At 38.6% G+C, this 14,198-nt stretch carries 7 protein-coding genes; 3 read left to right on the forward strand and 4 right to left on the reverse strand.

Annotated elements, in window-relative coordinates; all coding sequences use genetic code 11:
* Positions 1 to 62: 62 nt before the first annotated feature.
* The 4 genes from WG904_RS13260 to WG904_RS13275 form a co-directional block, all read right to left on the reverse strand.
* A complete protein-coding gene (locus WG904_RS13260) occupies positions 63 to 1,571 on the reverse strand; it encodes a M60 family metallopeptidase (protein WP_339579805.1) in 1,509 nt (502 codons plus the stop codon).
* A gap of 31 nt (positions 1,572 to 1,602) precedes the next feature.
* The gene (locus tag WG904_RS13265; RefSeq protein ID WP_339579806.1) at positions 1,603 to 2,811 is read right to left on the reverse strand and encodes a glycoside hydrolase family 27 protein; all 1,209 of its coding nucleotides are present in this window, start codon (positions 2,809 to 2,811) and stop codon (positions 1,603 to 1,605) included.
* Between the two features lie 146 nt (positions 2,812 to 2,957).
* On the reverse strand, positions 2,958 to 6,131 hold the full coding sequence (locus WG904_RS13270) for a glycoside hydrolase family 2 TIM barrel-domain containing protein (protein ID WP_339579807.1): 3,174 nt from the start codon (positions 6,129 to 6,131) through the stop codon (positions 2,958 to 2,960).
* A gap of 7 nt (positions 6,132 to 6,138) precedes the next feature.
* Positions 6,139 to 9,975: a TIM-barrel domain-containing protein gene (locus WG904_RS13275; RefSeq protein WP_339579808.1), complete on the reverse strand. Its 3,837-nt coding sequence runs from the start codon at positions 9,973 to 9,975 to the stop codon at positions 6,139 to 6,141.
* 449 nt (positions 9,976 to 10,424) lie between these two features.
* Here WG904_RS13275 and WG904_RS13280 point away from each other — a divergent pair, with 449 nt between their 5' ends.
* From WG904_RS13280 to WG904_RS13290, 3 genes are all read left to right on the forward strand, one after another.
* Positions 10,425 to 11,435 (forward strand): LacI family DNA-binding transcriptional regulator, encoded by a 1,011-nt coding sequence (locus tag WG904_RS13280; RefSeq protein ID WP_339579809.1) that lies wholly within the window; start codon positions 10,425 to 10,427, stop codon positions 11,433 to 11,435.
* Positions 11,436 to 11,549: 114 nt separating this feature from the next.
* Positions 11,550 to 12,890: a glycoside hydrolase family 88/105 protein gene (locus tag WG904_RS13285; RefSeq protein ID WP_339579810.1), complete on the forward strand. Its 1,341-nt coding sequence runs from the start codon at positions 11,550 to 11,552 to the stop codon at positions 12,888 to 12,890.
* Positions 12,891 to 12,937: 47 nt separating this feature from the next.
* Complete coding sequence (locus tag WG904_RS13290) at positions 12,938 to 14,197, forward strand: DUF2264 domain-containing protein (protein ID WP_339579811.1); 1,260 nt, start codon at positions 12,938 to 12,940, stop codon at positions 14,195 to 14,197.
* Position 14,198 lies beyond the last annotated feature (1 nt).

Raw genomic sequence — 14,198 nt, forward strand, 5'->3', positions numbered from 1 at the left:
AATAACAATTAGGACGCTTTTTTTTTAAATCACTAATCATTAAAATTTACGCTTAAAGCAATTTAATTCTGCGGCGGGAAATTATAAGGCATCCAGCCTTCGTAAATGGCAAGTTCTTTTTGCGTATGCTCACGAATGGGGATACCCCATTTCACAAAAAATGGAGCTAGGTTTCGATTAATTACTTTTGAGAAGGTAGTTACAAATACATCTGGTTTTTGGTTCTCTGGCGTTCTAATATCTTGTTCGGCAAATTTCTGATATGCCCTGAAAAAGGTTTTAAAGCTTTCCCATCCAAACGATTCTTGGATTTGCCTGAACATAATCAATCCTAAAAAAGGATCTTTTTTCCACTTCTCGTAATCAACACCTTCGGCAAAATACTTCTTCATTGATTTTTGAGTATTTTCTGATGATATGGCCGAGTGTGCATCATCCCTTCCACCTAGCAAACGATCGAACATATAGAGTGAAAAGAAGTTATTACTCACTTCGGTTGATCCGCCAAACACCCAATCTAAATTTTGCATATTGTGCCCCAATTCATGAAAAAAACCCCAGTTTGCACCACCTTTGCTTGGTTTCATCAGCACGGCAGGGTTTGCGGCAACATCGACAGTGTTGGTGCTACTGCTTGGACTATGATAGGTCATAAATGGGTAACCACTATGCATTGCCCCAGCGCTAATTTGTACATCAACCACCATGCGTTGTGCTCTGTAAAATGGCATTTTGATTTGTGCTAAATCCATTTCTCCACCCACAATTAAATCCCATAATTTCATTACCTCGCTTGGGTTAGTTACCTGCTGCAAATCTTCATTTGCCAAAGTTATGATCATGTTATCTGAAGCTAACTCGCCCCAAGGTGCTTTACTATCAGCTAGTTGTGATTTCCATGCGTCATCAGTGGTTTTACCCAAAATAAAAAGGGGCGCTGCAACCGCATGGCCGATGGTAATCTCATTTTCCCAAGTTGCTTCTCTTGGCGGATAAGTGATGTAAATTAGTCCCCCAAATGGTGAAGCAATTCTATTTTTTCCTTTAGCTAATTCTTGAACTTTGGTGATAATTGGCATTCTGCTCCATGGTTGTCTCTCAGCACTTCGGCTATTTAAACGGTCTGAATGTGATCCGATTTGTACCTTTAGGTGTTTAATATCAATACCATCTGGGACATCAATTTCGATATATTCGCCCGGAACAGCGTACAATCCTGTACTATAAAGAGTGTTAGCCCAATTTCCAGAATAGCGCAAACGCGTAACAATTGGGATTAAACTATCTACTATTTTTTGATGTTTTATAGTGATGGTTCGTTTTATGAACTTTGCTCCTTCTTTCACTGCTCCCGGAAAATAGGCTGCAGAAGGATGGGCTGTAATTTTTTTATAATCTTTAATAGCCAAATTGGTATTACACCATTCGCTAATCTGTTTTTTAAAGGCAGTATCATTTGCAGCCAATTTGTTCTTTGGACCAATAATTACTGTAGCAGGATCTTTCGTTACACCTTGGGCAAAAGTAGGTAGTGCCGAAGCTAGTAGGACAAGAATTAACAATTGTTTCATTTATGTAGTTGGTTATGTGTGTTGATAAGACTTAAAGTTTCTTTAAACGAAACACTTTTGTTTCGTGCGAGACGACCTTCCCTGCCCACTTATTTCCCTTACCAATTACTTTATGTTGCCATAAATCTTTGATTTCATATTTATCCGCAAGGCCTACATCAGAAAAGTTGATTAGTGAATTTTGTTCTGAATCACTTTTATTTAAAATTGCCAGTGCAAAGTCGCCGTTGGCTAATGGGCGAACAAATACATCCCATATGTCGGTTTTGATCTTCCGCTCTGCTTGCTTACCTAAAGCATCTTGATTTAAGGCAATTACTTCAGTGTTCGTAAATATGGTTTTTGTGTCTTCATCCAATTTACGGATATCGCAACTTGCATACAGGGGCGAGTTGAGCATGCAATATAGGCTCATTTGACTTCGATATTCTGCCGGGGCACATCCCTTACCATTCGTATACGCTGATGAGGGGCCCTTTAAGCCGTTGAGGCCAGCCACCAACATATCGCCATCATTCCATTTTCCTGGTCCAGAAAATTTGTCTAATTCACTGGTTTTATCAACCACATTATAAATACCCACACCTCCTTTACCTTCAACATCGATCCATTTATCACGGATATCGAATGTGGTTCTCCAGCTCTGTCCTCCAACTTCGGGGCCCCAATTCCAGGGTTGGCGCGGACCCCATTCACAAATCCCGAAAACGATATCTCGACCTGATTTACGGAGTGAATTTGCCATTTTAGCATAGCGCTGTTTGGCTGTGGCGACGTCTTTTGGGGCATTACAATAATCGTACTTCAGATAATCAATCCCCCATTTGGCAAATGTTTTTGCGTCTTGCTCTTCAAAATTTAAGCTTGCGGTATATTGACCACAAGTTAATGGCGCAGCATCTGAATAAATTCCTAATTTTATGCCTTTAGCGTGTACATAATCGGCCAATGCCTTTATTCCAGAAGGAAATTTTTTGGGATCAGGAATGATATTATTCTTGTTATCTCTTCCACCTTGCCATCCATCATCAATAAATATATAATTGAAACCCGATTTTAACATTCCAGTACTTACCAGAGCATCGGCAATTTCTTTGATACCTGTTTCAGTAACATCAACCTCCATCAAATTCCAACTCATCCACCCCATAGGTGGGGTTGGCGCTAAAATTGTTTCCTGCGCAAAAACCAGCGTAGATAAAAATAACAGGAGAATACTTAATTTTAGTTTCAATTTCATTTTTAGTCGGTAATTTTCTAATCCTTTAAATTCGTCCGTCGGTGTTATCTTGCCTAGGTAAAATCTTAACACTTCCGATTTCGTAGTTTTGACCTAAATCGATTACAATCGCATGGAGATTAGAAATACTAAAATTTTATAATTCATCACTTAATTGGCTTAATGTAATAGCTATAGGTATAATCTTTAAATGGAATTTGATACTGAATTAATGGCAATGAACCCCAACTATCGATTCCCTGAACACCCAATTGTTGCATATCCATATGCACAAAAATTTGATTACGTTTTACCAATTCTCCAGAATGATATTGCTTCTTCTCTGCTTCTGGATCTAAATCTTCTACCGAGTAGGGTAATGCATTAAAACTTAACAATTGATCTGCAAATTCAAAACGCACTCCCTTACCCGCTTTGTTGGTGAAGGCTACCCAACGCACATCTGTTTTATTTCCGCTTTCTTGTGGACGAGCATAGGGAAAATACTGATCATCGACCATAGAACTATACGTGCCAACTAAAGACGCTGTTTTGCGATCTGCATAGTTTTCGCCCGGACCACGACCATACCATTGGATGTTGCTATACTTTTTATCCAATTGTATATCATTTCCAATACGCATTAAAGTTCTATACTTACCTTTAACCGCTTTAAACTGCGTTTCCACTTTGATCGTTCCATCGGCGTATAAATAAAACACTTGAGTAGTACTTGCATCGCCATTTAGTAAGTTTGATGCTATACTAACCATACCGCCATAGGGTAGATCTGAAACTGGACCAGCTTCAATTTTAACAGGAGCCATTTTCTCATCGTAAACGTTACGCCACATCCGCAATTTTGTGTTTAAGCCTGCACCGATATCATTATCCGTTGGCGCACGATAGAAACCAGGCTGAGGGCCCGTAACTAAAATTTCCTTCCCATCGATTAAATAACTACTTAGTTTTCCCTTTCTTAAATCGAATGTTGCTTGAAAATTTTTTCCGCTAAAGACACCTTTATCTCCCAACTTTACATATTTAACTGGATTATCGATCTTAGTTGTTCTTACTTCATTTTCTTTTAGCACGCCTGCAATTGCAAGCTGTTCGTAAGCAATATCATAACCTTTCTCCAAAAAGGGTTCGGCAGATTTTAATCGATAGTAAATGTTTAAAAAATACTCTTTACCTTGTTTATAAATTGTTTTAAAGGGCAGTGTAAAGGTTTGTGTTTGGCGTGGACCAACATTTAAATCTGCAATAAGTCCCTTCTGTATCACTTTACCGTTTTCTACGAGTTCCCAATTCAATTGCACATTGCTAATGTCTTTAAAGAAATAGCTATTGTTTACAAGTATTTGATTCGAACCATTATACGTTGTCTTAATGTATTGATGTACTTTTTTAAGTTCAACTGCCATTGGGGTCATCTCTCGGTAGGCCGTTACCACACCTTTCACACAAAAATTGTTATCGCTATAATTTTCATCAACTGGACCAGCAAGTGGGAAATCGCCACCGTAAGCCATAATGCGCTTGCCATTTTTAACGGTATCAAGGGCTTGATTGATCCACTCCCATACAAAACCGCCCTGTAGCTTTGGATTATTTTCGATGGCATCCCAATACTCTTTAAAATTACCTAAGCTATTGCCCATAATGTGCGCATATTCGCTCATGATAAATGGACGGGCATTTTTTGACTTAGCGTAATTTGGCAAGTAATTTGGTGAAGGATATTGGGGTACGATTAAATCGGTATTATAATCATTTTCTGCACGTTCATATTGAACTGGTCGGCCATCTATTTTCTTTAACCACTCGTATGCTTCGTAGAAATTAACCCCATTACCTGCTTCATTTCCTAAGCTCCAGGTAATAATTGATGGATGATTTTTATCGCGTTCATACATGCGTTGAATACGTTCTAAATGCGGAACTCTCCATTCTTTATCGTTCGCAAATGAGGTTTCCAAGCTGTAATAACGACCATGACTTTCGATGTTGGCTTCATCGATTACATATAATCCATACTCATCGCAAAGTTCCATCCAATACGGATCGGGTGGATAGTGAGAATGACGAACCGCATTTACGTTTAGCTTTTTCATCATTTCCATATCTTTTTCCATATCGGCATGGGTTAAAGTATGGCCTTGCTTGGCGTTGTGCTCATGGCGATTTACACCCTTTAAGAACACTCGTTTTCCATTTACTAGAAAATCGCTTCCTTTAATTTCTATGGATCTAAAACCGATACGTTGAGAAACTACTCCTATTACTTTCTCATTTTTGTCTTTTAACGTGATGAATAGCGTGTACAACGTTGGAACCTCAGCCGACCAGGTTTTAACTTGATTAATCTGTGCTTTAAAAGATAAATTGCTATAGAAATTACCTAAAACGGTAGTCATTTTCGATTCGTCCTTCCAAACATTAGTGCCTTTTGCATCGACCAAATCTAAGGCAACGTAAAAGCTATCGGGGCGACTATGGTTGGTATGTTGATCAATTTTATAATTATCGATGCGCACATCGGCGCTTAAAAGTCCGTTCGTGTAAGACGGGTCTAGTGTAGCAATGGTTTTAAAATCGGCAATGTTTAACTTTGGGGTCGAGTAAAGGTAAACATCGCGTTCGATGCCCGAAATACGCCACATGTCTTGGCATTCGAGATAGCTTCCATCACTCCAACGGTACACCTGTAAGGCGATTAAATTTTCGCCTGGTTTAACATATTTAGTGATATCGAATTCGGCAGCAAGCTTGCTATCCTCGCTATACCCTACTTTTTTACCATTTACCCAAATAAAAAATGCCGATTTTACTGCACCCAAACTAATGAATATCTGACGTCCGTTCCAGTTCTCTGGGATAGTAATTTTTTTGCGGTATGAGCCAACCGGATTGTTATCTACTGGAATATCAAACGGTGGATTCATTCTAGCTCCTGTTAATCGCTTACCCGCAAACTCGTACGGTTGGTTTAAATAGATTGGTGTGCCATAACCATTCGTTTCCCAATTAGCAGGCACTTTAAAGTCGTCCCATTTACGATCATCAAACGTGGGTTGAAAAAAATCTGTTGGTCGCTTACGCGGATCCTTCACCCAATTAAATTTCCAAGAGCCATTTAGTGAAATAAAATAGGCTGAATTTTCTTTTGAGCGTTTTTCTGCTAAAGCCCTATTCTCGAACATATACGAACTCGCTCGCATTGGCAATCGATTTATAGAAACAATTTGTGGCGTTTGTAGTTCTACAGGTAAATCTTGTGCCTGTGCCAATGCCACAAAAAGTAATAAGATTGGTAAACAAAAGAGTATTTTCTTCATTTTGCTATTAAAATTTAATTGTCTTTAGGGTCTTATCTACTAATACTCCATCATTTGCTTTTAAATTAAAAGTGGTATTACGTTTTGCTTTTAGCTTAATGATAAATAAATCTGTATTTCCGTTTAATGGTGCTTTATTTCCAATATTTACAAAAGTTGGATATAATGACTTTTCACCATTGGTATGTAAACGATCATAGGTAAGGTTATCCATTTGTTTTACAGCAAGTGGCTCAATTCCAAGATATTCGAAATCTTGTGAAGGGTATGGTAAAGCAAAGCTGATGGCATTTACGCTTGCTAAATTCGTTCCTTTAACACGTATTTCTACAGTCTCTCCATTTTTAAAAGCAGTACGGGTTGTGGTTAAATTGATGCTTCCTGATAGTGGGGCTGCTTTTCCAACCTCTACTCCCCCATCAAGTTGAGTAGCAACCACCGAAATATCATATCCATCAATTAGGTTATTTTTATTAATATCGCCATTGCTAATGTAGCCTTCAAAATCTCCATCGCCCTTGCGCAAACCTGTGTAGTTACGATAAGAGGTTAAATCGTTTTCATCAATTACTTTATCGTTATTAATGTCTCCTGGAAGGTAACTTGTTGTTCCAGGCACTTTGAATACGTATAATTCTCTTCCAGAACCAAAGCCGTCAACAGCTGCAGTTACAACAATTTTGATAGAATTTGCAGCTGGATGATCTTTAAACTCGAATATTTTAGCAGCATTGGTTCTAGCCCATTCGAAATTGCCAGCTGAAATCCAATTCTCTTTATCATTGCTAAAGAAAATTTCTCCTTTTAGCAACACGCCATTGCCCCCATCTATACGCGGCAAATATTGGATTTTCGCTAATTGATTGGTACTTTTAAGATCGATAACAACCTCAAACGGAACGGAATTTTTTCCCCATTTGGTATGCCAGCCGTTATCTTCATCAAAATCAACTAATTTATTAATGCCCGATCCGCCTTGATTTTCTGCGGTAGTAGTGGCTTTAATTCCTTTAATTGCAAATTGTAATGGGTTAACTCCTGTTTTAGCATTGATGATTACCCAATTAGAATTTCCATCTTTATTTACCGCTCTTAGCTTAAATGTATAGTCAGTTTCTTGCGTTAAACCCTCAAACAGAAAGCTGGTATCTTTAATTGTACTGTAAAGCATATCCTTAAATTCGATTTCATAAAAGTCGGCATTTGCTACTTTTTGCCAAGTAGGTCGTAGCGTAAACGCAGTCTTGTTTTTTTCGGTTACTTGCGCTAAAGCAGGCGGGTTTAAGGCACCTGTAGTTACACGAATTTTATCTGCCGGCTCAAAATAAAAACCTTTAATACGAAGAACCACTTTATGTAAGGTTATATCGGTGGGCGCAAGTTTAACCAATATTTGAGGGTTTTTGGTGATGATTACTTTTTCAAATTCACTTCCATTGGTGCTAAACTTATTCAAATTAGGTGCTGCATCGTAAAAATAAGCGTTCGATAATTTTGCAAACTCATCAGCCGATTTGGCTGCTTTTAATTTTATGCGTGTACTTCCTACTTCCGCCTCAATAGCTTTAGGTGCTGAAGTTACGTTTACTACAAATGCAGTCGCCTTATTTTTAATGAAACCCTCAAAATTTCCTTTAGTAGGTGCTATAGTGATTAAAGCCTCATGATTGTTTACCGAAGAAGTAATCGACGTAGTTGTTCCCGCTCCTAAGGTGTAGGCTTCGGTTTTTCCATCATCATCGTAAGCTACGAAACTGCTGTTACCAGCGGGATACACTTCATACGTGCGAAGTGCGTTGTTAATTTCTGTAACATTATTATTTGGGTTCACCATTGGAATAATTGCCCCGCTTTTTATAAAAACAGGAAGTTTCCAGATTGGTGTATTAAAACTGTTAATGATTCGATTACCTTGGTAGGTTTCTCCCGAAAAATAATCTATCCATTGGCCTTCAGGCAAGTAAATGTTATGACGAACATCGTTTCCTTTTTCGTCGATGTTGGTAGCTTGATAAATTGGAGCGATCAAAAAACTGGGGCCGAAGAGGTATTGATATTGTGTAGCTATGCCTTGGGTATACGCATTTGGGGAAGCTAAAAACATTGCTCTCATCATCGGCAAGCCATTTACTGCCTCTTTGGCTATGCTGTATTGATAGGGCAGTAAAGCCGACTTTAATTTAAGATAGGTTCTGTTAATCGAAGCTGCTGGCTCGCCCTGTGCATGTGGGTATTTCTGACTAGCGCCCCAACCATCCATATTGAGTTGCATTGGCGTAAAGGTTTTCCATTGAAAATCCCTAATATTAACGGCAGCATTTTTACCGCCAAAAATGCCGTCCATATCAGAAGTAATATTAGGCTGACCAGATAATCCAGCGCCAATATACGTAGGGATATGAAAGCGGATGTACTCCCAATTGCCCCCCGTTTGATCGCCCGACCAAACGGCTGCATACCGTTGGGTACCTGCCCATCCATCTAATGAAATAATAAAAGGTCGTGCGCTATCGCCATAAGCCGGAATAATTTGACCCACATCAGCTACTCCATTTAGTCCGAAAGAATAACCTGCGCCTACCCAAGCCACATCGGTTTTTAAAACACGAACACCAGCTTCTTTCACTTCTTTTAAAATATCGCGTTGCAACAAGGCGCTTATTCCAGGTTTTGGATGAAGATCAGATTGTGTCCATAGCCCAATTTCGACCCCATTTTTACGGGCATAATCTCCGAAGCTTTTTAAATTAGCAATGTTTCCATCTAAAGTTTCAGTTTGCCCATAACCTGCGCCATAGCCATCATTAGGTAAAATCCAACCAAAAGGCATGTCATTCCTTTTATAACGATCGATTACCGCACGAGCCGAAAACTGATAATTGCCTTTTTCTCCATTTAGCGACTCTTTGATGCCTCCATTATCCTTTTGGCTTTCCTTATATTTCTGTCCATCCTCAAATAATATTCCTGTAGTATCTGCTTTCCAATAATCGCGATTAAATGCATTTAAATGCCCTTCATAAAAACCAAATTTGGGAAGTAAAACCGGGTTTCCCGTTAACTGATAAAAATCGCTCAGCAAGCCAGCTGCACCATCATTCACCATAAAAAAAACGTCTAGATAATTGGTTTCATGTGATAAGCTAATGACCCCTTTATTCTTAGCACCGAAATCGTAGCGACCTTTTTTAAACGTATAAAACAGTACACCATAACCTTTAGTACTCCAATAAAAAGGAGTTGGCGAAGCTACCCCCCCATCGGTCCAACTGTTCTGGTTCTCGATAGCGATTGATTTGCCCTTATGAGAAAAACGACCATTTTGTACGCCACCACCATAAAAATACTCATCAGGCTCACTCTTAAAGCTTAAAGAAACTTTATTGTTTGCAATTGCTATCGGTTCAATTTCTTCTGCCACTAGTTTTTGATTTTTTTGATTAATCAATTTTAGTAAGCTTGTTTTTTTATCAATTAACACCGTAATTGAGGCTGTAGAAATAAAAATTTGTCCGTTTTCATCTTTTATAGTAATTACCGACACGGGTTTACGCGGGTTCTTTACAAGAATTTCTGCGGTTGGTTTCGATTCTGGGTCTCTCATTTTACCTCCCTCGTTATCTTGAAATAACCTGAAAATATTTTCGCCATAAAAATCTAGCATCATTCGCTGGCCATGGGTAAGCTCAATTTCTACCATAGTAGTACCGATTTGCTTAACCGCTATTACACTAGGGTTTTCGGGCTTTTCTTGTGCCGAAACCGGTAAAGCAGTTAGTAAAAAAAGAAATGTGGCGCACCATAAGATGGACTTTATCATTTTATTAATAGAAAGTATGCTCATTATGTGTTGATCTAGAATTTAGAATAGCCAAAATACGCATGCAATTTGTCTTTACTGCAATTAGTTTAGCGCAAACGTTTGTTTCTACGTTCACCAACATAAAGAATAGTTGATAAGCAGCCGGGAGTTTAATGCCTTGACTTATTGTTTTTTAATGGTGGCATAGAGCTCGCTGCGCTCGAAAAATAAAGGAAATTCTTTAAAAATATGCAACTCGATTTTATCTTAATAGTTTAATAAACTAATATTTAATTAATTGATTTATAAAACTACTTTGTTCAAGAAATCAAAAAATAAGACAGTCAGAATAAGTCCTAAACTTAATTGGTCAGGTAAATACTTCTTGGCGAAATTCATCAATTTACTTTGCGCAAACGTTTGATATTTGGCTCAACTAGTATCGATGTTTTTGTTATCTTTAAATTTGATAAAACGGAAGGAGAAATTTGATGACAAAACCAGCTACCATTACTGAAATTGCGAAGAAATTAAATGTTTCTCCTTCTACGGTATCTCGTGCTTTACACGATCATCCTAGTATTAGCCCTGCAACTCGTGCAAAAATAAAACAAACGGCCAGGGACTTACATTACGAGCCTAATGAAAGAGCCATTCTCTTTCAAAAAGGCAAAACGTACACCATTGGCGTAATCTTGCCTGAATTGGCAGAATCTTTTTTTTCTACGGCAATTAGTACGATCGAAGATTTAGCCTATAAAAAAAATTACACCATCTTATTAGCCCAGTCTCACGATGATCAAGAGCGTGAAAAATTATTGGTCGAAAAAATGAAAAACTATAGGGTTGATGGCTTGATTATATCCGTTGCGAAAACCACTACCAACTTTGACCATTTCGAGCTCTTAAACCGCTATAGTATTCCAGTTGTTTTTTTCGACAGAATACCACCGCTTAAAAACATTCATTCTGTAGCCTGTAACATCGAAACGGGGAGTATTTCTGTGGTTGATTATCTTTTAAAAAGAGGGCATCGAACCATTGGATTAATTAATGGACCACATTCTTTAATGGCAAGTGGACAACGAAAAGAAGGTTATATCAAAGCCTTGCAAAAAAACAGGCTAAAGTTCGACCCCTCTTTAGTTGTAAATTGCGATTTAACAGAAGAGGGTACGAAAACTGCGTTAGAAACCTTAATTGCTAATACTAGAAAACCTACGGCTATTGTAACTTTTAATGATTATGTATCCGTATTTGCCATTAAACACGCTAAAAATTTAGGATTAATTAAATCTAATGAATTAGAGTTTGTAAGTTATGCAAACACACCAATGATTAATTTTATGGAAAATAGACCTATAGCTTCTATTGAACAGTTCCCCGAAATACAAGCACAACGCGCAGTAGATGTTTTGTTCGACTTGCTGCATAATGAACAAGAAGAGGAACAATCTTTCTATAAAATTACGATCGAATCGGAACTGGTAGAGAATAACTAGAACGCAAAAATCAAACGTTTGCGCAATACTATTCTATTTCTCCATAAAAATACCCCCTATCTTTAGTAGAGTCTTGTTAAACCTTCTAAAATAAATTTATTTAACGAACAACGTATGCGTAGAATTTTGTGCTTTCTATTATGTGGTTTTGCGATTACCACTTACGGACAATTACCAGAACCAAACCAAATTTTTTCACAAATGGAAAAAGTGGCCAACTGGCAATGGAAATCTTTAGAAACTTCTGGTTGGAAAAATTCTAAGAAAGATTGGACATCTGGCGCCATGTATACTGGGATGATGGCTTTTGGAAATTTGGCCAAAACAGACTTGTATTACCAGAAACTGATCCAGGTAGGAAAAGATAACCAATGGAAAATTGGCCCTAACCGTCATTTTGCTGATGATTACTGTGTAGGCCAACTATATTGTAAGCTATACGAAATCTACCAAAATCCTCAATATATTGCCGACTTTAAAAGTTTAGCCGATACCTTGGTGACTATACCCCATACCGAATCTTTAGCATGGAAAAAAAACATTCATTTACGAGAATGGGCTTGGTGCGATGCGCTATTTATGGGTCCCCCGGGTTTGGCCTACCTTAGTGAGGCAACAGGTAATGCACAATATCTGGATAAAGCATTAGCCTTGTGGTGGAAATCTACCGCATACCTATACGATAAAGAGGAGCACCTGTATTATCGCGATAGCCGCTATTTTACCAAACAAGAAAAAAATGGAGCCAAAGTTTTTTGGTCCCGCGGTAACGGTTGGGTAATTGCTGGATTGATAAGGGTGCTATCAACTATGCCCCCAACACATTCAGATTATAAGCGCTCTGTGAAATTATTTCGCAACATGTCTACTAAACTAGCACAGTTGCAACAGCCCGACGGTTCATGGCACGCCAGCTTATTAGATCCACAAAGTTTCCCCAGTAAAGAAACAAGCGGAACAGGTTTTATTACTTATGCAATGGCCTGGGGTGTAAATCATAACTTATTACCCTATAAAAAATATAAAAATGTGCTAGATAAAGCTTGGGCAGCGCTAAGTACATCCGTACATCCAGATGGAAAACTAGGCTTTGTACAAGCACAGGGGGCAGCGCCCGACAAGGTAGGCTACGATGATACCGATGTATATGGTGTTGGAGCATTCCTGTTGGCGGGAACAGAGCTTTTTAAATTGAAATTAAATCAAGATGTTAAAGGACTCATCAAGGAAGTAAAAAATAGTACTGCGCTTAGTAAAAGCGAGAGCATAGAAATTCCTTGGCGTAGCATCTATAGGAAGGTGAGCAGTAAAGACCCTCAGAAATTAACCGTACAAGATGCTGCAACCGGACAGCTTATCCCTTTAACATTTGATTATGAGGGCGCTACTGTAAAAAGCATTCAATTTAAACAGACCCTAACTGCCGGTTCCACTCGATATTTTATCATCCAATAAGGCATTATCAAGGAACATCTGACAACTAAAAACAAAATTATAAACAGATGAAAATAGTTAAAATAAGCTTTTTAGTACTTACTTTTAGTATAGTACTTACCAATTTAACCAGTGCTCAGAAAACGATTAAACCAAAACTCGAAAAGGTAGCTACCGGTGCTGAAGATCGTGCCTATTGGACTAATTTACTGTATAAAATAGCATCGCCAGTAATTTTAAATTTAGCCAATAGCACACTAAAGCAGAAAATGCCTGTCGAAGTTCCGCCAGGAATGAAAACCGACTTTTTTAAAAAAGTAACGTATTTGGAGGCCGTTGGCCGCACTATGGCAGGCGTTGCCCCATGGTTAGCACTACCTGATGATAACAGCGCAGAAGGTAAAATGAGGATAGATCTACGGAAAGCGCTCTTAAAGGGTATTTCGAATGCAGTAGATCCTACCAATCCTGATTATCTGAACTTTAGAACAGAAAGTCAGCCTATAGTAGATGCAGCATACATGGCGCAAGCCTTTTTAAGGGCTCCAAAAGCTTTATGGGCACCGTTAGATACCCTCACAAAAACTAGGATCATCGAAGAATTTAAAACGCTCAGAACCAGAACTGGCGCATATAACAACTGGGTGCTATTTGCTGGCATAAATGAAGCGTTTTTATGGAGTGTTGGCGAAAAGCCGGACCCTGCTCGCATAGAGTTTGCTAGAAGGAAAATGACAGAATGGTATAAAGGCGATGGGTGGTATAGCGATGGACCTAGTTTCAGTATGGATTATTATAATGCATACGTAATTCATCCCATGTTGGTAGATTTTTTAAAGGTACTATCCGATCGCAAAAAAGTACCACTAGAAGAATATAATACGGCTTTGCAACGCATGATTCGTTATTCTGAATTTTCAGAGCGGATAATTAGTCCAGAGGGCACCTACCCTGCAATGGGGCGTTCGGCTACTTATCGTACAGCTGCTTTCCAAGCTCTGGGACAAGTAGCATTAATGGAAAAATTACCTTCTCACATTAGTGAAGCGCAAATACGTTGTGGCATTACGGCAGTGATGCACCGTATGTTCGATTTCTGCAATAATTTCGACACAAATGGCTGGCTGGTATTAGGATTCTGCGGTTCGCAACCGATGATTGCCGATAGCTATACCTCAACAGGCAGTTTATATATGGCTACACTTGGGTTTCTACCCCTTGGCTTAGCAGCTAACCATCCTTTCTGGACAGCTGCTCCGGCAGATTGGACGGCAAAAAAGGCTTGGAATGGCATAGCATTTAAGAAGGATTATCATGTAGACTATTAGA

It is taken from the genome of Pedobacter anseongensis (assembly GCF_037482965.1).
GTDB classification, from domain to species: Bacteria; Bacteroidota; Bacteroidia; order Sphingobacteriales; family Sphingobacteriaceae; genus Pedobacter; species Pedobacter anseongensis.

What these genes read in the sequence shown, in the direction of transcription:
- WG904_RS13280 (WP_339579809.1), top strand. Translation starts at nt 10,425, where the DNA reads ATGACAAAACCAGCTACCATTACTGAAATTGCGAAGAAATTAAATGTT.
- WG904_RS13270 (WP_339579807.1), bottom strand. Translation starts at nt 6,131, where the DNA reads ATGAAGAAAATACTCTTTTGTTTACCAATCTTATTACTTTTTGTGGCA.
- WG904_RS13275 (WP_339579808.1), bottom strand. Translation starts at nt 9,975, where the DNA reads ATGAGCATACTTTCTATTAATAAAATGATAAAGTCCATCTTATGGTGC.
- WG904_RS13285 (WP_339579810.1), top strand. Translation starts at nt 11,550, where the DNA reads ATGCGTAGAATTTTGTGCTTTCTATTATGTGGTTTTGCGATTACCACT.
- WG904_RS13265 (WP_339579806.1), bottom strand. Translation starts at nt 2,811, where the DNA reads ATGAAATTGAAACTAAAATTAAGTATTCTCCTGTTATTTTTATCTACG.
- WG904_RS13290 (WP_339579811.1), top strand. Translation starts at nt 12,938, where the DNA reads ATGAAAATAGTTAAAATAAGCTTTTTAGTACTTACTTTTAGTATAGTA.
- WG904_RS13260 (WP_339579805.1), bottom strand. Translation starts at nt 1,571, where the DNA reads ATGAAACAATTGTTAATTCTTGTCCTACTAGCTTCGGCACTACCTACT.